Source organism: Streptomyces sp. NPDC050743, from assembly GCF_044456925.1.
Classification (GTDB): domain Bacteria; phylum Actinomycetota; class Actinomycetes; order Streptomycetales; family Streptomycetaceae; genus Streptomyces.
In genome coordinates this window covers 1-21,647 of sequence record NZ_JBITGJ010000063.1, presented here as the reverse complement: position 1 = coordinate 21,647, position 21,647 = coordinate 1, and the positions used below count along the sequence as shown (strand labels likewise).

Below are 21,647 nucleotides of genomic sequence, written 5' to 3'. Positions count from 1 at the left end.
GGCCGCACCCGCCTGGACGAACGATCACTGCGGCCGCCACACTGGGGGAGCACCCGGACGCCACCGGTCTCGGACCGAGGACGCACCGGCGTACGACAGGCGAGGCCCTATGAGGGGGAGGCGGGGCGTGCCGTCACAGGTGATCTCCGACCGCTACGAACTCGTGCAACCGCTCAGCCACGGCGGCATGGGCGACGTGTGGCGTGGCTACGACCGAGTGCTCGACCGCCCCGTCGCCGTCAAACTCATACGCCAGGCCGCCATCACCACGCCCGCCATGGCCGAAGAGTTCGCCAAGCGGTTCAAGCGCGAGGCACGCGTCACCGCACGCATCCAGCACCCCGGCGTCCCGCAGGTCTACGACGCCGTCCTCAACGAGTCGTACGAGCAGCTGTACCTGGTCATGGAACTCGTCGACGGGATCCCCCTGGGCGACTACATCGACCACGACCAGCCGCTGCCGATGTCCTGGGCGGCCGCGGTCGCAGCACAGGTGTGCACCGTGCTGTCCCATGCGCACGCCGTGCCGGTCATCCACCGGGACCTCAAGCCCTCCAACATCCTGGTGGCAGAAGACGGCACGGTGAAGGTCCTCGACTTCGGCATCGCCGCGGTCCTGCGCACCGACGTCACCAGGATCACCGCCACCGGGAGCCCAATCGGCACCAGCCAGTACATGGCGCCCGAGCAGGTCCAGGGCGGACGGGTCACCCCTCAGAGCGACCTGTACGCGCTCGGCTGCATCCTGCACGAACTGTGCTGCGGGCGGCCCCTGTTCGACGGGGACGGCGAATACCAGCTGATGCGGCAGCACGTCGAGGCCGCGCCCGTACCGCTGCGATTGCTGCGGTACGACGTGCCAAATGCACTGGAGGAGCTTGTCCTCCACCTGCTGCGCAAGCGCCCGGAGCGTCGGCCCGCCGACGCCCAGGAGGTCTACGAGCGGCTGCTGCCGTTCCTGCCCCCGCCCGGCCAGGCCGCAGCGCCTGATGAGGTCGGCCCCCTCGGAACCCCCGACCCCACGGGGATCTACCGGCAGCCATACGCGCCCCGCCCCCGCACCGGGACACAGCCGTCCCACATCCCTGCCACCCACGCCGAACCGTCCGCCCCGCCGGTACCGCCAGCAGCCGCGGCCCGGCTCCGCGAAAACATCAAGGCGGCACGCGCACAGGCGAACGCCCTGCTCGAGGAGGAGCGGTTCGCCCAGGCCGCCGAGGTCCTCAGCGACGTTGTCGAGCCGGCCGCACTGGTGCTCGGCTCCGACAACGGCGAGGTGCTCGACCTGCGCATGGAACGGGCCGCGGTCCTCTTCCTCGGCGGCGACTACCGCCGGGCACTGCCCGAGTTCGACGCGCTCGCCAGTGCCTTCTCCCGCACCGCCGGACCCACCAGCGAAAAGGCACGCTCCTGCCGCGCCCAGGCCGCACACTGCCGCGCCGAACTGGGCCAGGTCACGGTCGCCCTGCAAGAGTTCGAAGCCGTCCTCCGCCAAGTGCGGGCCGTGGACAGCGACGCCAGCGACGAGGCCATCGAACTGCGCCGCGCCATCGGATTCCTGGAACTGTCCGAGGGACGACTCGCCGAGGCCCGGCGGACGCTCGAACCGCTCCACGACGACATGTGCGTGGTCTACGGCCCCGACGACGAGGACACCGTCGAAATCGCCGAGGCCCTGGCGCGAATCCGCCTCACCCTGGACAGCACTCACCGGGAAGCACCGGAAGCCTGACGGCTATGAGATTGCCCGGACTCCACAGCACTTGGATAAGAACAGCCATGAGGGGGACCAGCTTCGCGGACGACGCAGATCGGAACTGATTTCTGTGGCGCAGCCCGCCTGACGCCAGCACAAGAGCTCTTGCAGCTTTGACATCTAGCCGCGATACCTGCTGTTGGGCGAGGCTACGACCAAGCCGAAGATCACTGGACGGAGCAGACGCAGCCGCCATTGGAAGGCCGCCCTCCTAACTACTTCGACTTTACCGCTGATATTCACCATGTTGCGCAACACGCCCCCCAGTTCGCCGAAAGGACCAGCCATGTCGGATGCCGCACGTGATGGCGACCAAAGCGACGATCTAGCGAACGACGAATGGGACTGGGAGGAAGAGGAATCCTTCGACGAGGACGAGGACGCGCAACGTGTCCGGGAGGCAGCGAAACTGGCTGACACGGATCCTGATCGCGGAATTCCCGAATTGCTTGCGTTGATCGCAGACACCGACCTCGGCACCGTAGATAACCTCGAATGCCGCGCGGACGCACTCGACCACCTACTGAGCAGAGGCGGAAGCGCAGCGACCGCAGCATGGTGGGTGATCAACACCTCAAACCCCTGGCGAGAAATGCAGCGGGTCTACCTGGAGTCGGGCCAATACCACGGGCCTGCGGAACCAAATGCGACGGATGAGGAGCGGCAGCAGGATTATGTCGCCGCTCTCCGACACCTCGTTGCGGCCTCCGACCTGCAGGACGACCTCCGCTGGCCAGCCATCGGCGAGCTGATCGACAAGGAGGGACGAAAGGGATACGAGGCTGTTAAGACCCTCGCTTCCGATATTAACATCGCGATCTCCGCGACCGGGGTCTGCGATGTGGACGACAACCATGTCTATGGCTTCGCCCGCTGGGTCGCAGCTGACCAAGACCAGCCGGCCGAGGTCCGCATCGAAGCGGCAGAGTGGCTACTCAATGAGGACGCGTGGTGCGCCGACGACGCAGTGGCTGATGCGCTCCGCGGAATAGCCGTTGGAACTCATGGACGCCGGCAACTGCTGGCCAGACTGCTGGATATTGAGAACGTACACCTAAAAATCACCGATCCATACACATTCGAGCGGCAACAAGAGAAGGAGCGCGCCAAAAACCTCCCTGGCGTCATCCGCTTTGCCATGCAGGAGGCAGAACGCAATTACCATGCCGGACCCCTGGATGGTCTTCTCCAGTCATGGGTCGATGCCGCACTTCGAGACCAGTGGGAAGGTAGTTGGCCGCAGCCCCGCCGTGGAGTAGACGACGCTGTCGAGCCTCTACTCAGTATCGCGTTTCGCCATCAGGAGCTTCGCAAGCGCCTGGCCGGAGACCTCGCCTCGGCAGACCTAGACGCAGACTGGCATCCTCTGCTGATACGAGGAGTTGACCCCCGGCAAAAGCAAGAGAGTCTCTTCCGATCCATGGCAGAGGATGGGTACTTCGCCTTCAAGGCAACGCCAGAGTGCCAGTTCGCACTGTGTAGGACGGCCAGGGACATTTCCGGTCCCACTGGCTGGGAGCTGACGGTTTTCCAGGGCGGCGCAACATCAGCCACGAGCTTCTCTGGGCGCTTGCTCGTCCAAGGTGAGCACACGTTCATACACTTCCCCGACGAGTTGAACGCCCATCCCGACTGGTCCGCGCAGCTCATCGCCGGCCTGTCCGCTATCGCGCAAGCCGAGCTTCTTGGATGAACGAGCGGCCGAGCAGCCCCGCCGCCCGAAGGTGGCGGGGGCAGATGCCTGGCGTCAGTGGGCTCTACGTCAACGCGACCACCGCGGCGACGAGACCAATGAGGCCACGACGCTGAAGGTCATTTCCCGCACGCATCAAGATTGCTTCCCGGCAAGGCAAGCGGGTCTCTGGCCATCGCATCGCCCACAGACGCCTGGTGTCCTGCCGTAGCAGCCTCGGTGATGTACCCCTCGATGCGCCTGCGGACCGGCGACTCGTCTGCGCAGCGGTCACCAAGTGTGCGGAGGAACCTCAGCCCCTCCTCGTCGTCCGGTTCGAAGCCGGCGATTGCCGTGACGTCCTCGTAGTTCTCGAGGTCCCCCTCGAGAGCGATCTCAGGGATTTCGTCCAGACCACCGACCAGGGCGTGGACGACGTGGACCCCGAACCGGGAGGCGTACATCTGCTCGACAGCGAAGTCAACCAGGTCTTGGCTCGACAGTGTGAGGTCCGTGTTCCAGTTCTCCTCTGAGAAGTCCTCCCAGTAGGCGTTGAGGCCCGGCCGTATCTCTCCGATGCACTGGCTTCCCGGGCCGCTGGAGATGCCGCCGCCATCGAAGTCGTAGGACACCGTGAGGAAGTCACGGTTCAGCTGGATCTCCTCGTCGTCCACAGGGATGACCACCCAGTCGCCGTCGACCGTGGCGGCAAGGTGCGGCGTGCTGTTGATGTCGAGGCGCAGTGGTGCCAGGTCGTCGTGTCGGCGGATGAAGTCCTTGTTCGCGAACTCGTAGTCGTCCCAGTCCTCTCCGTACAGATCTTCCCAGGTGTTCCTCCCAGGGCTGGAGGTGAAGCGGATGGCGTCGGCCACGGCGTGCGGGGCGGAGGTCGAGATGTCCACGGCGGCGGTGGGCGGGAAGGTGAGCAGGTCCGGGACCGCGGCGAGGGCGAGGGCGAGCGGGTCGCTCCCCGGCTCGAAGGTACCCAGCACCGTCACCGCGTCCTGAGCCGCACCCTGGTCCTTCAGCAGTTGAAGGACCCCGTCACGCACACACAGCGCAAACTCCGCCTCCTCGCCCTCGATGGGTGACACACAGACCGTCAGGAGTGACTCGAGCGGCATGGTGGAGACGGCGTGCCGCCAGCCCTTCCCGAACAGGGCGGGTCCGTCGTAAATAGCCACGAGCCGGTATGCGTCGTCGTCCTGCCCCACGGTCTGCGGCGGTTGCACGGGGAGGATCCCTGGCTGGGGACCGCCGTAGTGCCGGATGATCAGTTCGCGGGGGTCCGGTCCAGCACCCGCGTAGAAGGCGAGGGCGTGTCCTCGGACGAGCAACTGGTCGTTCCAGCGCAGTTCCGCGGGATCCCTGTCGTACAGGGATGCCAGAAGGAACTGCCGCGCCCGGCGGGCGTTGAGGCGCTGTGCGGGGGGCCAGGACACGTCCGTGTCCGCGTACAGCAGAGGGAGGGCATCCCCTTCGCCGTTCCCATCGGCTGGCTGCGAGGCTTGCGCGCCCTCGCCCTCGAAGCCGTCGTCCGACTCATCGAGAACGCCCTGCGGCTGATCAAGTGTGGCCTGCACCGGGCGGGGATTGGGGAACACCGACGCCAGCGATGCCGATTTGAAGCGGGCGCTGAAGAGCTTGGTGCTGGGCCGCTCGAAGCGGTCCACGGGGCGGGCCAGCAGGCGGCCGCCTGCCGTCCGGTAGAAGGCGACGTTGACCTCCTTCTCCAGCCATTCGTCGAGTTCGTAGGTCGAGCCCAGGTCCCCGTCCGGGGTGATCTCGGCCGTTTCGAACAGGGCCTGGGCCTCGGTCCAATCGACCGACTTCAGGCCCTCGACGGCCGCGGCCGCCGCGTTGAGCCGCTCATCCTGTTCCTCGAAGACCCGGTCGGGGATGACGACGCCGACGAGGTAGCAGCCGTTGCCGACGACTCGCCAGGTGGAGGTGAGTTCGTAGGAGGCGCCCAGGAGCATGTCCTCGGCGGCGTCACAGATAAGGGCGTCGAGCTCTGAGTCCTCCCCCGGACCAATGCCGGAAGGCAGATCCGGGATGGGGAGCACCTCCACAGTGTCAGCGTTGCAGGGCTGCTCCGAGATCACCGCGATCGAGTAGGTACCGGAGTTCCATTCGCGCTCGACGCGGGCGTAGGGCGAGCTGATGGCGTCTTCGAGGTCCACGGGGTCTTCTTCCCTTTCGGGCGTCGTCTGGCGGAGCGGACCGGTGCGGACGGCGCTCCTCGTCCGCACCCGCAGATAGGGCAGGACACGCTTGCGCACCGGATCGGACGAGGCAGGCCTTCCACGCGGCCAGCGGCCCCCGCAGTCGGGGCAGGCGTACAGCGACGGCTCCGGATGCACCTCGTGGACGATGACGTGCAGGGCCCGGTTCGTCACCGGGCCGCGACCGGCCTCATGCTCGGCGCCGGCATCCGGCGGAGGTTCGGTCTGGAGTGATGCGGCGCAGTGCGGGCATCGCGGGCGTGGGGCCACGGCGGCACTCCTCGGGCTGGTACGGAGACCTCTCGGCAGACCCCGTGGAGGTCTGTGCTTGCCGCCGAAGGGCGCCGAGGTGGTCGGATCTGGCTCTGAGGGGCACGGCAACCCGAACGGTCAGAGTCGGGGCCGGCGGGGTCAGTCCTGCGGGGACCGCCTGGTTGCCTGCCAGCCGCGTGTTGGTGCTTCCTCAGCTCCGGAGCAGGAAAGCAGCCTCCATGTCGTTGCCGACCAGGCGAATACCGCATCCTGGCCGAACTGCTGGCCCAGTACGCATGCTTCGTGGTCGCTTATGCCAACAATCGCTGCGCTGTCCTCGGTGTATCGGCCGTCCGCGTCACCGCCGACAGCAGGCCAGAACGGAAGTCCTCGTCGGCGCAGCAGGCCGAGCAGCTCTTGGTGGGCGCGGTCGTTGTCCTGCCGGGATACGGAGCCGCCACCAGGGTTGTGAGCCGTAACAATGTGGATGGTAGCGACGTGCGGGGCAGGAAACGGGCCGACCGCTACTCCGGGCGCTGCCGGTGCTACTCGGACCGTTCCTTCGGGCAGCTCGATATCCACCACGGCCCGCTGGTAGAGGGTCCACTGCGGCGTTCTGAGGGTCGGTGTGTCAGCGGGCATGAGGGCCTCCGTCCGAGAGGGACCCCCTTACCCGCCGGGCAGGGAGATCCGCGCTTACCCCCACGACCGTGGGGGCCTGGTCTTCCCTGGAAAGCACCTTGCGCGGTATGCGAGGTTGCCAGCCGACGCTCGTCCAGGGGCGCAATCGGCTTCATGACCAAGACGGATACTGACACGAGACCCGGCACGAAGTCCACCACTGGATCACCTCGCCACCTTCACCGAAGCTCCACAACCGCACCGTGCCGTCGTCGCCCGCGTTGGCCCACAGCGGGAAATCAGCGCCACGCGTGCCTGCTCGTCGGGGTGTGCCAGGATCACGCGTAGGCGTGCGGCATCCGGCGGCAACTCGTTCACGCGCGTTCGATTCAAGTACCACTGCGGCCCTCGGTCGCCCCGACCCTGCGCGTGCCGCCGAAAAGTTGGCGGGGGCCTCGACCTCGTCGACTGGTGGCTTCAGCAGGCAGGGCCGACAGCCATCTGGACCTTCTTCAATCGCGCGGCCGGGACCGCGTCGACGTTGTAGCCGGGGTTATCGCTCGCCCACGCGGCTTCGGTGCAGTCGCCGGCCTCGGTCGGTGACGTGCGCTGCAGCCACTGGAAGGTCGTCGAGCAGTCCACCTGGCTGTAGTTGCCCAGGGCCTGCGCGTTGGCTGGCACCCCAACCGATTTCGTCCAGACGAGGACGTCTCGGGTGGGCGGGCAGCTCTTCGCCGACCCTGACGGCTTCGGCTTGCCTGTGCGAGGTCCGCTAGGCGTGGCCTTCGCCTTAGAGCCGTGGTTCTTAACGGGCGGCCGGGAGGAGGTGTGCGCAGGTATCGCTTTGGCGTCTTCGGTGCTGCCGCCCCCCCAAGCGGCGGTCAGCAGGATGGCGGCGATGGGCAGAATGAAGCGACGCACGAAGCCCCCCGGCAGTGCAGCAGTTTCGTGCAGCCACAGTGGCAGCTGTGTACGGAGCACGGGCTGTTGTTGCCGGACCGTGACGATACGCCTGGTCGGCCGCGAGCTATTGACCCCGAGCCGCTGGCAAACCCCGCGATCAGGTAGAGCGCATCGACGAGTGCCAGGCGGACTTCTGGCCCCACACTCACCCGACTGCTCCAGCTCTCGGGCATGGACGCGCGATGGGTCCGCCCGCCCGGGAACCATGACCTGAAATCCGGGCAGGTCGCAATGGAGATTCACCGCGCGGAGCAGCTGCGGTGTGTCCTTCTGCCGGCGGGCTCACGATAACCCCGGCCGGGACGTTGCAGATGCGCCGCTCGGCACTCGACCCCAACCTGGTCGAGTGCCGAGCGGCCGGGTTCGTGGGCCGCAGGTATCAGACACCTGCTCGCCGCACGACAAACCGGCCAGCCGTGGCCGCACTACCGCAACGAGCACGAGATCTGGGTCTAACCGACCCAGTTCGAGGGGCACGTCGAGCAGACGGAGTGCGTGCTCAGAATGGTCAACTGAAGTGCACCCGTCCTCCCGCGGGAGGTCGCCGTCCCCGAGCCAAACGCTGCGGCCCCTATCGCGATGCCTTCGGCCCGTGCACCGGCCGCTGCCTCTTCGGAGACATGGCCACGAGGTCGGCGAGGGCGGCTGCCCATCGGTCGACGTGGCATCCCTCGCCGTTTGACTGGGCGCGTTCGCCGCACGAGTACTGCTGTGAACCCTTTGCTGCCTGTCCTGACAACCACTCACTATCGTCTCCTTGACGATAACTGAGGTGCCGTGTCAATCTGGCGCAGCATCAAGCCGTTGATGAACCGACTTCTTCAGCCTGCGAGTTGCGGCTGCGCCACCCCAACTGCGCCTGGGATCGCTGCCCGCCCGCCCCCTGCTCGGCACAAACGTGCGCCACCACACCACATGGAGGCTCCATGGTCCACGCCCGTAAACCCCAGCCCCACTTGGACTCCCTGGTCACCGACCGGGCCGCGGGCGTACTGCTCGGGGCAGCCGTGGGCGACGCGTTGGGCGTGCCCTACGAGTTCGCGACAAGGCTGCGCGAGGACCAGCAACCGCAGATGATCGGCGGTGGCCTGGGTCCGTACGAGCCCGGCGAGTACTCCGACGACACCCAGATGCAGTTGTGCATCGCCGACGTCGCGGCCACCGGGGCGGACCTGCGCACCCCCGAGGCCCTCGACCAGATCGCCGCCAACTTCCAGCAATGGCTGAGCGGCGGCGCCACCGACGTCGGCTCGCAGACCCGCACCGTCCTGGACGCCGCCCGCCGGGCTGGCGGAGCGCCGGGCGCGGCGCTGTCGGAGGCCGCACGAGGCTTCACCGCCGGCAACGATCGCGCCGCCGGGAACGGCTCGCTGATGCGCACCGGGATCGTCGCTCTCGCTCACCTGGGCGACGCCGCGGAGATGGCCGAGGCCGCCACCGCCGTCAGCGCGCTCACCCACCCCGATCCCGACTGCGCCGACGCCTGCGTGCTGTGGTGCTCCGGTATCCGTACCGCGGTTCTCAAGGGCACGTTCGACGGCGTCCGCGCGGGCCTGGACCTGCTCCCCGAGGAGCGCCGGGGCGTGTGGGCGCGGCGCCTGGACGAGGCGGAGGCCCACCCGCCGCACCACTTCGGCAACAACGGCTGGGTGGTCCACGCCCTCCAGGCCGCCTGGTCGGCGATCACCCACACCGCCGTCCCCGAATTGCTGCCCGCCAAGGGCAGCTTCCCCACCCAGCACTTTCACCTCGCCCTGGAGGCGGCGGTGCGCGCCGGGACGGACACCGACACCGTCGCGGCGATCGCCGGCGCCCTGCTCGGCGCACGCTGGGGCTGCTCCGGCATCCCGCTTCAGTGGCAGCAGGCCGTCCACGGCTGGCCCGGCCACAGACAGGCCGACCTGGTCCGACTGGCAGTGCTCGCCGCCCGCGGCGGGAGCAACGACGACGCAGGCTGGCCCTTGGCGCAGCGCATGCCGATCCCGTCACAGTCCAGCCGGGCCTTCGCCATACACCACCCGCACGACCCTGGAGTGGTACTGGGCAACTTGGCCCTGACACAGCGGGCCGAGCCGGTCCCCGTCGATGCCGTGGTATCGCTGTGCCGGGTCGGGACGGACCCGATCCTCCCCGGCAGCGACATCGAGCATGTCCGCGTCTGGCTAGTGGACAGCCAGGGACACAACGCCAACCTCCACTACGTCATGGACCAGGCAGCCCGCCAGGTACTGCGGCTCCGCCACGCCGGCAAGCGGGTCCTACTGCACTGCGCGGCCGGGCAGAGCCGCACCCCGGCCGTCGCAGCCCTCTACAGCCACCTGGCCACCGGAACCGACGCCGAGACCGCCCTGAACGACCTGCGCCGGGTGCTGACCGGCGGCTGGCATCTCGACAAGCACCCAGAGATGCAGGACGCCGTGCACGCGTTGGCCACCCCGGCGGCCAGCGATGGCACCTCTCCCGTAAGCCGGCCGCGAGAGGTCGAGGAAGTACGGCAGGAGCGCGACGCGGAGCCGGAGCGGCAGATTGAGTTCTTGAAGCAGAAGTGGACATCCTCGCGGGTGCGCGGGTTGCTGCTTGGGCTGGCGGTGGGCGACACGCTGGGTGCGGCCCAGGGCAAGCTGCCAGCCGAGGGTACGTTGCGGGCCGGGGTAAGCACTCAGCTGGCCTGCTTCACCGCCGAGGGCACGATCCGCGCTTGCGTGCGCGGTGACCACAGGGGCCTGTGCCATCCCCCGTCGGTGGTGTCGCATGCCTACTGCCGGTGGGCCGCCCTGCAGGGCATAGAGGTGGAGCGGATGCGGAGCCGCTGGGTCACGGCTGGTGACGAGGAGTGGCCCGACGGCTGGCTCGCCCAGGTCCCCGTGCTGGCACACCGGCGGGGTTCGGCACCGGCGACCGTGGCCGCCCTGTCCAAGATCGAGCAGGGCACCATGGAGAAGCCGACGACGACCAGCCGCGGCTGCCATGCGCTCACCCGTGCCCTCCCCGTCGCCGTGGCCGTTGCGGGGCACGACCCGGAGTACTGGGTTCGGCAGGCTCGCGAGATCGCCGCCCTCACCCACGGCGACCCGGCCGCCCAGTCCGCCGCGGCCCACGCGACCGTGCTGCTCAGCCACTGCCTGACCAGCACTCCCGAAGTGCAGGAGTCCCTGTTCGTCGCGCAGTCACAGGTGCGCCAAGCCCTGATGGACGCCATCCACGCGCTTCCTGATATCGACCCCGACCTGTCCAGCAGGGAACGCGTACAGCTCATCAAGGCACTTGAGCAGGCCGACAAGCATCCTGCCGACCCGAAACGCCTCGCCCACCTCGCCCCGGACGCCACCGCGCCCTCGGCGCTGTTCGGTGGCCTGTATGTCGCCGCCTCCTTCCCAGAGCGAGACCAGGTGGACGCCGCACTGCGCTTCGCCGCCGGAGCGCCCGACGGCGACTCGGTGGCCTGCATGACCGGGGCGCTGCTCGGAGCGGCCCACGGCGCGGAGGCGCTGCCCATCGATCTGGTGAGCCGGCATGAACTGTCCTGGGTGCTCGACACCCTGGCCCGCGACCTCGTCGCCCAGATCGTCGACCGCCCCAGCGGCGGCGGGTACGGAGGAGGCTGGGACCCGCACTGGTTGGGCCGCTACCCCGGCTGGTGATCCGCCGAGCGCCCTGAGGGCTTCCCCGACGCCCACTTTGACCAGCTCCTCGCCTACTGCATCACGCTGCACCCGCCCGCCGGCCACCTCATCTACGTCGAGGGAAACGTCCCGCACGCCGCGCACCACATCTGCAACACAGGCATCCACATCAAGGAGCCAGAGTGATCGTCCTTCCGCACGATCTAGATCTGCCGGACCGCGACACGGTGCTCGGCCAGGCGTTCCCCTTCGACCGAGCCCGCTGGATACCCGAGCTGCCAGACGCCACGTGGTGGCCGGCCGAACTCGACTCATGCCCGCTCGTAGGCAAGTGGCCGCGGGTGGACCGCCGAACGGTGTTCAGCATCGCTCGCAAAACGGACACCGTTGAAGGACGTCGGCGCCTGCTCGTCGCGGCCCTGGTTTGGGGAACGGGCACCAAGGCCCGGTCAGTAGACAGACGCGCGCAAATCTTTCGCCACTCTCCAGGTACTGACATCGACGCGCGACTCGACGCGGTACTCGAGGCGCTCCTAGAGCGAGGAGCTACAGAAGCGTACTGGGCCTTGAACAACGACCAGCACATCCCCTACCTGGGGGCGGCGTTCTTCACCAAGGTGCTGTACTTCGCCGGGCACGAGAGACCCACCGGGCCCTACCGACCGCTCATCTTGGACAGCGTCGTCTCGCAAGCCCTCAAAGACCTGAAAGCGGTCGACGCCGACTGGCCGGAGAACGGCTGGACCACGGACCAGTACAGGCAGTACCTGGAGGGAGTACACGACCTCGCGCAGAGACGAGGCGTCCTGCCGGACCAGGTCGAGGCCGCGTTGTTCTTCCACGGCAAGCAACTGCCCTAATTGCCAGGCGTTGTACCGCGGCATCGGCATGCTCTCTGTGTCAGCGGCGGCGAGCGCACGCTCCCAGCGGGACTGAAGCGACTTTGTCGAGCCGGCGGCCCTGGCGCTCGGCTCCGGCAACGGCGAGGTGCTCGACCTGCGCATGGAACTGGCCGCAGTCCACTTCCTCGACGGCGACTACCGCCGAACCCTACGCGAGTTCGACGCGCTTGCCGGCGCCTTGCCCTGCACCGCCGGACCACCAGCGAAAAGGCGCGCTCCTGTCGCGCCCAGGCCGCGCACTGCCGCGCCGAACTGGGCCAGGTCACGGTCGCCCTACAGAGTCCTCTACCTGGCAACGGTGCTGGACCATCCGCGCGGCCCTCTCGCTCAGCTTTAACAACACCAGTGCCGGTGCTTTGCGGATCCTGACGGCAGAGGATGAAGGCAACACAGACGTGCATACAAGGAACTTGACGGTGGCAAGGGTACTGCTGCCCTGAGCCCTTGTAGTAGCTACGCGGCAGCCCGCATGTAGCTAACGATGAACTAATGTGGTGCTCTGTACGGGTCTTTCCCTCAGGGCCCGGCGTTCTCGGGATTCATCCCGGTTTGTGCGATAGCCGGACTGACGTGACTGGCCCCCCGGTACTGTCGGCAGCAGGCTCTTCACGCATGACAGCGGGACGCAGACCGGACGTTTCGCGCGCAAGGGGCCCGCTCGCGCAACCACCACCGCCCAGCTCGTCCCACTGAACGTTTTTTTGATCGTTGTTGACAGGACGACCCTATCGGCCCAGCAAACGCGAGGGATAGCCTCGCCCCCGTCCGCAACCCCCTGTGCCACCACCCCCCACCTGAGGGGCGGACACGCAAGTCCCCTTTCAATCTCAAGAGAGGACTCTGATGGCACGCAGCATCAGACGGTGGCTGCTCGCGGGGGTGGGCACCCTCGGCCTCGCAGCGGCCGGCGCCGTACCCGTCGGTAGCGCTGCCCACCAGGCAACCTATCCGCAAGTACGGCCAACCGTGGCCGACTACACGCAGTTGACGACCAGCCAGACGCCACCGACTCAGGGCCAGTGCGCGTCGGTGCGACGTCGCTGCTTCACCCCCCAGGGCGTCCAGGCGGCATACAACGTAGGCCCGCTGCACGCGGCCGGCAACGATGGCCGCGGTCAGACGATCGCCATCGTCGACGCCTACGGCAGCGACACCATGGCCCACGACCTGCACGTCTTCGACCAGGCATTCGGCATCGCATCGATGTGCGGCGAAGAGGACGTCACCTGTGCGCCCGGCATGCCGACCTTCAGCGAGCTTCACCTGCAGGGCGCGCCCGCCACCAAGGCACCCCCGTCCACGAGCAACAGCCCCGGGCAGGAGGACAAGAGCGCGTGGGCGCTGGAGGTGGCTCTCGACGTCGAGACCGCCCACGCCATGGCACCCGGCGCCAACATCCTGCTGGTCACCACGCCCACCGCCGAGACCCTCGGGGTGCAGGGCTTCCCGCAGATGATGGCTGCCGAGCAGTACGTCGTCGAGCACCACCTCGCGACCGTCATCTCCCAGTCGTTCGCCTCCGCGGAGGGCGCCTTCCACAACGCCCGGTCGCTGGAGAACCTGCGCGACGCCTACAAGGCAGCGGCACAGAACGGTGTCACCGTTCTCGGCTCGTCAGGTGACAGCGGAAGCGTGGGCTCGCTCAAGACGCCTGTGGGCAAGGGCGGATCGACGCTCACCGATCCCGCCGTCGAGTGGCCCGCTTCCGACCCGCTGGTCACCGGAGTCGGCGGCACGGACCTGTGCACCGACCCGCGTGCCACCAGCGGCAGGGTCGTCGACAGTGTCTCCCCGCCGGGAGCCTGCCAGAAGGCGCCCGGCCAGTCGGAGATCTCCTGGGTCGGCTCGGGCGGCGGCTACAGCAGCGTCTTCGCCAAGCCGGACTACCAGTCGGGCGCGCTGCCGGCCGGCAGCACCTCCATCGGCGCGATGCGCGGCGTTCCGGATGTCTCCCTGCAGGCGAGCCCGTCGACGGGAGCCTTGGTGTACTTGTCCCTCCCGCCCGACGGCCTGAGCGGGCTGAAGTGCGGCGGCGCACCGTGCAGCACTGGCTGGTACGACATCGGCGGCACGTCGCTGGCGTGCCCCGAGTGGGCGGGCCTGGTCTCCATCGCCGCCCAGATCAACCACGGTGGACTCGGACTGATCAACCCGGCTCTGTACAAGCTCGCCTCGGACCCGGCCACCTACGCGGCGGACTTCAACGACGTCACCGTGGGCAACAACATCACCGACGCCTCGGTCCCCGGCTACTCGGCCACCGCAGGATGGGACCCTGTCACCGGGCTGGGCACGCCGAACGCGGCGAAGCTCCTGCCTGACCTCGTCAGCGCCGTCCACGGCAGCTGACCCTCTGGTGCATTAGCCGGGCATCCCGTCGTCGGCCGACGACGGGATGCCCGGCGGTCGTTGCCGCGCCTGCAAGATGTCTCCGTGTCCGCTCTCCTGGTTGCGTGATCGCCACGAGGATCATCAGCGGGACGTGGCCGCCGCGAGAGGCGGCGCGGCGAGAGTCGTGAGGGGCGGACGGGCGCACGGTCCGCGGCCTACTTCCAGAAAGAGGTCTCGGACCCCGAGGCACTCCAGCTGTCGTTCGACGTCATCCCCGACTGATGTACGGGGCCCGGTTCTCCCAATGTCGACACCCGGCCCGTACCTTGCGGATGGTGGTCCCACCAGCGACAAGGCGCGCTCCTGCCGCGCCCAGGCCGCGCACTGCCGCGCCGAACGGGGCCAGGTCACGGTCGCCCTGCAAGAGTTCGAGGCCGTCCTCCGCCGTGTGCGGGCCGTCCGACGAGGCAACCGAACTGCGGCGCGCTATCGGGTTCCTGGAACTGTAAGAGGGGCGACTCGTCGAGGCCCGGCGGATGCTCGAACCGCTCCACGACGACATGTGTGTGGTCTACGGAGCCGACGACGAGGACACGGTGGGAATCGCCGAGGCCCTGGTGCGAATCGACCTCACCCAGGACGGTACCCACAGGGAAGCACCGGAGACTTGACGGCCATGAGCCGCCAGGACTCCACGACACGCGGATGTGATCGTCCTTGCCATAGGGGCAGTATGGAACCGCCGTGAACATCGGCCCGCGCCAGTCGAGTGCCAATGTGCGCGCGTGGACTTATGCCTCAGTTCCAGGCTGCCTTTTCGTTGCCGTAGGTGTGCAGCGTGTGTTGCGGCGGGTGGGGCAGTTCGAGTGCTTCGCTGATGGCGGGGATGAAGCGGTCTGTGCGGACGAACTCCATGAGCAGCTGGTAGACGGCGTTGCCATGGATGACCATGCCGCGTCTGGGGCCAGCGACGCGCAGCACGTCCGTGCTGGTGTCGAATGTGCCGTCCCGTTCGGGAAGGAGGACCTGGGCATGAAGGCCTCGACGCTGGAAGCGTTCGGCGAGGCTGTCGGCGAGCGCGGAGGTCTGGATGATCAGGTAGTCGCAGATCAGGGCTGCCCGGTGACGGGCAGGCAGGGGATAGATGCCCCAGGGGGCCGTTGCCGGGTCGCGGGCGGTGGTGTCGGTGCTGGTGACCTGGAGGCGGTGGGGTCCACGTTCGACCCCCTGATGCTGTTCCAGAAGTCGGTTGCGCAGGCCAGCATAAGCGGCCCATTTCGCCTGGGGGCGACCGTCACGCGCCGCGGTGAGTAGGTGCAGAACGCTGATGACGCGGTCGTTGATGCGCGCCGCGGCGTAGCCGTCTTTCTCTGCTCGGTCGAGCAGTGGGCCGATGTCGCGGACGTGGGTGCGCAGCTGTGTCCTCGACCGCCACAACTGGATGGCTTCGTTCCCCGGCAACGGTTGAGATCCGTCGATGGCGGCCAGGAGCCGCTCCGCCTGCTTGAGTTGCCGGCGTGCCTTCGTCGTGGCGCTTGCTGTCGCACTGGACTTCACCTCCCGGAGCATGCAGCTGCCGTCGGGCCTGAGCTCGGTCACGTCTAGGACACGCAGTACGGAGGTGAGGTCGTGCAGAAGGACGAAGTTCCCCTCTTTGTTTTTGATCTCGACGACCTTGCCCAGCTCGTAGTCCAGGCCCTCCTTGCCGACGAACGGGCCCGGCGGGTCGTTGCGTGAGAGGGCGACGATCGCGCACCGGTCGTAGTTGTAGACCCGCCAGGCCAGCATGTCGCCGACGGCCCGTAATTGCCGGATGACGCGCTCGGCGACGTGTCGTTCCAGCCGCCAGTCCTCCTCGCGGCTACTGTCGGACGGGCAGCTCAGCTGCCACGGCGGAGCGACGAGCTCGGCGATCTCAGTGGTGTGGTCGCCGGGCCAGTCAGGTGCCTTGAGGCCTTGCACGCGGCGCAGCGCGCGGCGGATGCTCTGAGCAGCCAGCTGGGCGCGGTAGGAGGCTTGAAAGAGGTGTGCCTGGACGTCGTATAGGTCATCAACGCCGCGTCCGGCCGCGTCGCACCGTTCCAGTAGCCAGGTGACGTTCGACAGATTTGCTCGGTGCTCGGGATGCAGGAAGACGCGGTTGAGTTTCGACTCGTCGAGTCCGCTGAGCCCGCCGTCCCAGGCCATCCGTCCTGCCTCTCCCCGCATGTGGTGTTCCGCCCAGTGCCCTCCACGTGCAGTAATGGGCACGGCTGGGGCCTGGCCGGGCCTGCTGGCGCGACTGGCCGAGGTACCCGACCCGCGTGATCCGCGCGGGATACGGCACGCCCTGGTCGGCACGAATCTCGGTGCGTGCGCTTGCGAACGCGGACGGGGCCGGGGTTTCCCGCGGCCCCGTGCTTGAATGCGGCGTGGGTCAGGTCGTGGTCACCGTGCTGTCTTTGTGGTGCCGCTGGCCCAGAGGGCGCCCCCCTTGCCGGTGCCGCCGGTCCTCTTGTAGACGACCAGGTTTCCGTCGTTCTGCATCACCGCGTAGGCGCCGGAGTTGCGGTATGTGCCGGTGGACCACAGGGCGCCGCCCTTGCCGGGTCCGCCGGTGCTCTTGTAGACGACGAAGTTGCCGTCCGTCTGCATCACCGCGTACGCGCCCGGGTGGCCGTAGGTCCGGCTCGACCAGATGGTGGCGCCGTCACGTCGGCGGTACATCACCAGGTTGCCGTCCGTCTGCATCACCAGACGGGTGTAGGTGCCCTGCGTCCACCAGCCCGGCTTGAGGGTGGTGCCGGAGTAGGTGGTCTGCGGCCGGGCGTAGGTACCGCTCGCCCACAGGGGCGAGGTGCTCGCCTTCGCGTAGACGACGACGTTGCCGTCGTCCTGCACGGTGGCGTACGCCCCCTGGTTGCCGTTCGTCCGGCTGGACCACAGGACGCCGCCCGTGCCGGGGCCGCCGGTGCTCATGTAGACGACCAGGTTGCCGTCCGTCTGCATCACCGCGTACGCACCGGGGTTGCCACCTGTCCGGCTCGACCAGATCACCTGGCCGCTGCCCTTGCCGGTCTTCAGGTACGCCACGAGGTTGCCGTCCGTCTGCATGGTCAGCGTCATCGTGGAGCTGCTCAGGCTGTGCCCCGGGGACAGGTGCTGTCCGGGGTATATGAAGGCGCCTGCGGCGGGGGCGGGGGTCGAGGCGGGGATGTGCGGGTCGACGAGGTGGAGGTTCTTCCCGCTGTCCACGTAGGCGATGCCGCCCTGGTACTTGTCGACGGCCCAGGTGACCCTGCGGTCCTCGGCGACCGGTCCGCCGGGCAGGTCGGCCAGGTCGCTGGTGGTGGCGGTGTCGCTGTGCACGTCGGTGAGGGTCAGCTTGCCCGCCGCGGTGTCATGTTCGACGACGAACCCGTCGCCGAGCTGGGCCATGCCGGCGGCGACGGGAACGTTCTTGCCGGTGGCCAGGTCCCACACGCCCGCCGGGCCCGACGTTCCGCACGACCAGTACACCCAGTGCTGGGCGGCCGCCTGCAGCTCGCTGGGCGTGCACGGCGCGCCGGTCGCGACCGTCTGGACGATGCGCCGGGTGGTGAGGTCGATCTGGGTCAGGGTCCCCGGGGTGGCTCCGGGGACCCACACGGTGGAGCCCGACAGCGCGGCGGCGGAGACTGGGCGGCTGAAGAGCACGTGGCTGTTGCCGCCCGCGTCCGCGTCACCGATGTACTGCTTGTTCGTGGAGCCGCCGTCGTAGACCACGTAGCGGCCCTCGGCGTCGACGAGGGTGCCGCCGGTGGCGCCGGGGGTGACCAGAACCGCGCTGCTGTCGGGGGTCTGCACGGTGACGGCGTCCCCCTGGGCGTTGGCGTTCGGCCACAGCTGTGAGATGTTCCCGTCGCCGGTGGCGATGAGCGGGTTGCAGGTAGCCGCGGAGTCGCAGTCGGTGGGCGCGAAGGGCTGGCCGAAGCCCTCCTCGGGACCGTAGGAGGGAGGGGAACCGAGCTGGACGCTCCGGTCGTAGACGCGGTCTCCACCGTTCGACAGACGACGGACCGGGTACAGCTTCCCGCCGCCGAAGGCCAGGCCGTCGTAGGGGGCGGGCACCGGGGGGTCGGAGTCCACGGCGGTCCCCGTCGGGGCGCCGTCCGGCCCGGCGGTGAACAGGCGGGCCGCCCAGTCGGTGACGGACGAGCCGCCCACGACCACGGCCCCGCCCGGTTCCTGCCTGATGGTGTTGGAGTCGGCGTGGTCCAGGACCGGGGTCACCGTGGTCGAGCCGGTCAGCGGCATCGCGTAGAGCGGGTAACCGAGGACGTCGTCCGTGGTCGAGGCGCCGTTGTGCGACACCGAGTAGGTCATCAGCAGGGAGTCGCCCGCGATCCCCAGGAAGCGCAGGGAGCTGCTGTACGCGCTGCCCAGCGGTGCGGCCGGGATCTGCACGGTGCTCACGGCGCCGCCGGGGGCGGAGCGCGGCACGAACTGGACCTGGCCCGCCGAGCCGTCCCCGGTGGCTCTCGCCGAGGTGTACCAGACGATGTGATCCTCGGACAGGACGACGCGGGAGCCGTTGACCAGCGGCCCGGAGACGGGGGTGACCGCACCGGTCGCCAGGTCCACGAGGGCCGCCCGGGCCGCGGTCGTGCCGTCGGTGTCCTGGATGTAGCGGATCACCACGGCGTCGGCGTCGCCGGCCAGCACCTGGGCCTGGGGCGTGGCGCCCGCGGGCCAGCCGGTGATCGGTGTGTCGGTCTGCTGCCCGTCCGTCGTGCCGAGCACATGGAAGCCCGTCACGGTTCCGTCCGCGGCCCTGGTGACCGTCAGCACGCGCGAGCCAAAGGTGCCCAGGTAGCTCTGGCCAGCCCCGGGGGTGATGGTGGTGGTCGTTCCGGAGTCCATGTCGTGCAGGTGGTACCCCTCGGCCGACGGGGTCGCCACGACGTCGGAACCCGCGCCGGAGTACCCGGGTATCTGGGGGTTGTTCCGGACCTCGGGCATCGGGATGTCCGGTCCGCCCGTGTACTTCGTCCAGACGTAGGTGGACTGGCTGTCGGACCGGTGTAGGAATCCGCCCGTGCCGGCGAAGACGACCAAGTCTTTGGGCGGGTTGTTCAGGAGAGCGGCCGGTATGACCGTCTCGGTGGGGGTGTCGGCCGAGGCCGTCGCTGCGGTCAGCGGCAGGACCCCCGAAGCGAGGGCGAAGGCCGCGGCGACCGCGATGCATCCGCTCCTCAGGGTGTGTTGGACCACCCATTCCTCCTTCACGGTGGGAAGGCATGGGTGACAACTGACCGAAAGCCGACCTCCCAAGGTGCTGTGCAGCCCTGGTGGTTGAAGCCCCGCTATCGCCAAGTGCCCGAGTCCTCGGTCACCATGGCCCCATGCGAAGGTGAGATTAATGCCCCTGGAAACCGTGGGGAACAAACGTTCCACCAAGTGTGTGCCCCGCCAGAGGTGTTGGTATCGAGGCGGTGGCCCCCTTCGGTCTTCCTGGTTGCTTGTGCCCTTGGTGCAGGTCCCTGTCCGGAAGCCTCTGGGCACCCCGGGGTTCCTTTGTCCTCGATACCGCAACCGCCGCGACGAGTGGATACGCCTGGGCGTGTTCGTTCGGCTCAAGCAGATCGCGTTTGATGCCTACGACCGCGTCGTCAGCCTCGTCCTCGACCAGATCGCCGTGGACGGTTCCATCACGAAGGCGCCCGGCGGCGGTGAGGTGGCCGGACGCTCACCGGTGGATCGAGGCAAACAAGGCATGAAACGCTCGGGCATGACCGACGGCTACGGCATCCCGCTCGGCCGCGTCCTGGCTGGCGCCAATCGACACCACTCACGGCTTCTGGCCCCAGAAGCTGGACCTCCTGGCGGAACTTGGGCCACTGCCCGACGTCGTCACCGTTCACCTCGATGCCGGCTACGACTCAGCCACTTCCCGTGCCCTGCTGGACGCACGGGGACTGCACGGCCAGATAGCGACAAAGGGGATTTAGGCGCCAATTCCGGCCACCCAGCGGTGGCACATCGAGCGCACCCACGCTTGGCAGAACGCCTTCCACCGGCTCGCCCGCTGCCACGAGGGCCGCACCAGCGTCATCGACGCCTTCTTCGACCTCGCCGACACGATCATCACCGTCCGTTAGCCTGGTCCGCCGAGCCTGGACCAGCCATCGCTGGGGCCACACGCCCCCGACGCTGCCCCTGACTATCCGCGCGACCTCTAATCAAGGGCTGTCCGAACTGCCAAGTTCGGTGTGAGCCGCGTCGAGAAACCGCACGCGATCTTCGCGAAGGAAGTCCCAGACGGCAGCTCCGTTGGTTCCACCGTCGACCGCCTTGTCGATCTGCCAGGCGAACTTGTTGGCGGCTTCCGAGACCCGGGCCGAGCAGAGCACGCGAACCATCTTCTCAGCGAGCCACATCTCATCGACCGCTAAGTCGGCTCGTCTATGGGCTTCTTCGGTGTCTGCTTGGTGGTGCACCAGATCAATAGCTGCTCGCTCGGCCGCTTGGACACAAGCCAAGAACTGCTCAAGTACGCGGAGCCGTTCCACACGCCGGGCTTCGGTGCGGCTCACTTCTTGGCGACTGGCTTCCAAACGCTCGTTGGACCGCTGGGTCAGTCGTTGCGCGGCGAAAGAAAGTGCTCCGCCGAGGACAACACCAGCCAGTGGGATGACGGCAGAGGACACATCAAAGGCCATATGCTTCCCTTCCTGACGGCGCATCCCACCAACGAGGTCCGCCGGGCTTGGAGGCAGCAGAGCCGAGCGGCTACCCGCGGGCTCATAGAGCTGCACGCCAGGTGCAGCTTCCCATGCAGATGGGGGCTCGCACCTATCCGCGCGGGCCCTTAGTGGCAGATCCCGGCCGATCCCGCCGCCGTCTGCGAGGCCCGGGCGTGGACAACCCGTCAACTCACCAGGTGGGGGCTGGACGACCTCCTCTTCACCACCGAACTCATCGTGAGCGAGCTGGTGACCAACGCCATCCGCTACGGTCGTCCGCTGGCGGTGCTGCGTCTGATTCGCCACGACATCCTGGTCTGCGAGGTCACCGACTCCAGCACCAGCCACCCCCGCCTGCGGCGGGCCCGCACCACCGATGAGGGAGGACGCGGTCTGTTCCTCGTCGCTCAACTGGGCGCGCGCTGGGGCTGCCGTCATGGCCGGAACAACAAGACGATCTGGTCCGAACAGCTCATCAGGTGTCCGCACTGACCGGCGACCCTCTTGTTGCGCGTGGTCTTCGATGACAGACCCTGGCTGCCTGCCCACCGCCCACTACCCTGCACACCGGCACGGCCGCACACCCGAACGAGTGCAT

At 68.1% G+C, this 21,647-nt stretch carries 12 protein-coding genes, 2 pseudogenes and 1 riboswitch; of the genes and pseudogenes, 8 read left to right on the top strand and 6 right to left on the bottom strand.

Going from position 1 to position 21,647, the window contains the following annotated elements; all coding sequences use genetic code 11:
* Positions 1–127 precede the first annotated feature (127 nt).
* Together ACIBJF_RS37720 and ACIBJF_RS37715 are read left to right on the top strand one after the other, a co-directional pair.
* A complete protein-coding gene (locus tag ACIBJF_RS37720; RefSeq protein WP_399180778.1) occupies positions 128–1,732 on the top strand; it encodes a protein kinase in 1,605 nt (534 codons plus the stop codon).
* Positions 1,733–2,042: 310 nt separating this feature from the next.
* On the top strand, positions 2,043–3,449 hold the full coding sequence (locus ACIBJF_RS37715) for a hypothetical protein (RefSeq protein ID WP_399180776.1): 1,407 nt from the start codon (positions 2,043–2,045) through the stop codon (positions 3,447–3,449).
* 119 nt (positions 3,450–3,568) lie between these two features.
* Here ACIBJF_RS37715 and ACIBJF_RS37710 read toward each other — a convergent pair whose 3' ends face one another.
* From ACIBJF_RS37710 to ACIBJF_RS37700, 3 genes are all read right to left on the bottom strand, one after another.
* Positions 3,569–5,611 carry a hypothetical protein gene (locus ACIBJF_RS37710; protein WP_399180775.1) on the bottom strand — a complete coding sequence of 681 codons (2,043 nt, stop codon included), beginning with the start codon at positions 5,609–5,611 and terminating at the stop codon, positions 3,569–3,571.
* 453 nt (positions 5,612–6,064) lie between these two features.
* Positions 6,065–6,547: a DUF3293 domain-containing protein gene (locus tag ACIBJF_RS37705; protein ID WP_399180774.1), complete on the bottom strand. Its 483-nt coding sequence runs from the start codon at positions 6,545–6,547 to the stop codon at positions 6,065–6,067.
* 45 nt (positions 6,548–6,592) lie between these two features.
* Positions 6,593–6,706, bottom strand: a riboswitch (SAM riboswitch).
* Positions 6,707–7,003: 297 nt separating this feature from the next.
* Positions 7,004–7,507 carry a hypothetical protein gene (locus tag ACIBJF_RS37700; RefSeq protein ID WP_399180772.1) on the bottom strand — a complete coding sequence of 168 codons (504 nt, stop codon included), beginning with the start codon at positions 7,505–7,507 and terminating at the stop codon, positions 7,004–7,006.
* 908 nt (positions 7,508–8,415) lie between these two features.
* Between ACIBJF_RS37700 and ACIBJF_RS37695 the strand changes: the two genes are divergently transcribed.
* The 4 genes from ACIBJF_RS37695 to ACIBJF_RS37680 all read left to right on the top strand — a co-directional run bounded on the left by ACIBJF_RS37695 (position 8,416) and on the right by ACIBJF_RS37680 (position 15,016).
* Complete coding sequence (locus tag ACIBJF_RS37695) at positions 8,416–11,130, top strand: ADP-ribosylglycohydrolase family protein (RefSeq protein WP_399180770.1); 2,715 nt, start codon at positions 8,416–8,418, stop codon at positions 11,128–11,130.
* 164 nt (positions 11,131–11,294) lie between these two features.
* The gene (locus ACIBJF_RS37690; RefSeq protein ID WP_399180769.1) at positions 11,295–11,972 is read left to right on the top strand and encodes a hypothetical protein; all 678 of its coding nucleotides are present in this window, start codon (positions 11,295–11,297) and stop codon (positions 11,970–11,972) included.
* An 885-nt stretch (positions 11,973–12,857) separates the two neighbouring features.
* Entirely contained in the window at positions 12,858–14,363 is a 1,506-nt protein-coding gene (locus ACIBJF_RS37685; protein WP_399180767.1) for a hypothetical protein, read from the top strand.
* 518 nt (positions 14,364–14,881) lie between these two features.
* Positions 14,882–15,016, top strand: a complete 135-nt coding sequence (locus tag ACIBJF_RS37680) for a hypothetical protein (RefSeq protein WP_399180765.1) — start codon at positions 14,882–14,884, stop codon at positions 15,014–15,016.
* Between the two features lie 127 nt (positions 15,017–15,143).
* Here the strand turns inward: ACIBJF_RS37680 and ACIBJF_RS37675 are convergent, their stop codons facing one another.
* Positions 15,144–16,532, bottom strand: coding sequence for a hypothetical protein (locus ACIBJF_RS37675; RefSeq protein WP_399180763.1), 1,389 nt, complete (start codon positions 16,530–16,532; stop codon positions 15,144–15,146).
* 240 nt (positions 16,533–16,772) lie between these two features.
* Entirely contained in the window at positions 16,773–19,577 is a 2,805-nt protein-coding gene (locus tag ACIBJF_RS37670) for a hypothetical protein (RefSeq protein WP_399180761.1), read from the bottom strand.
* Positions 19,578–19,893: 316 nt separating this feature from the next.
* Between ACIBJF_RS37670 and ACIBJF_RS37665 the strand changes: the two are divergent.
* Positions 19,894–20,579, top strand: a pseudogene (locus tag ACIBJF_RS37665) (transposase); the annotation flags it as partial.
* Here the strand turns inward: ACIBJF_RS37665 and ACIBJF_RS37660 are convergent.
* Entirely contained in the window at positions 20,546–21,121 is a 576-nt protein-coding gene (locus ACIBJF_RS37660; RefSeq protein WP_399180760.1) for a hypothetical protein, read from the bottom strand. The pseudogene ACIBJF_RS37665 and the gene ACIBJF_RS37660 sit on opposite strands and share 34 nt — an antisense overlap.
* A gap of 57 nt (positions 21,122–21,178) precedes the next feature.
* Here ACIBJF_RS37660 and ACIBJF_RS37655 point away from each other — a divergent pair.
* A pseudogene (locus ACIBJF_RS37655) lies at positions 21,179–21,541 on the top strand (ATP-binding protein); the annotation flags it as partial.
* Between the last annotated feature and the right edge of the window lie 106 nt (positions 21,542–21,647).

Coding starts and splice junctions, on each gene's coding strand:
- ACIBJF_RS37685 (WP_399180767.1), top strand. CDS start 12,858: ATGGCACGCAGCATCAGACGGTGGCTGCTCGCGGGGGTGGGCACCCTC.
- ACIBJF_RS37715 (WP_399180776.1), top strand. CDS start 2,043: ATGTCGGATGCCGCACGTGATGGCGACCAAAGCGACGATCTAGCGAAC.
- ACIBJF_RS37695 (WP_399180770.1), top strand. CDS start 8,416: ATGGTCCACGCCCGTAAACCCCAGCCCCACTTGGACTCCCTGGTCACC.
- ACIBJF_RS37705 (WP_399180774.1), bottom strand. CDS start 6,547: ATGCCCGCTGACACACCGACCCTCAGAACGCCGCAGTGGACCCTCTAC.
- ACIBJF_RS37675 (WP_399180763.1), bottom strand. CDS start 16,532: ATGGCCTGGGACGGCGGGCTCAGCGGACTCGACGAGTCGAAACTCAAC.
- ACIBJF_RS37680 (WP_399180765.1), top strand. CDS start 14,882: ATGCTCGAACCGCTCCACGACGACATGTGTGTGGTCTACGGAGCCGAC.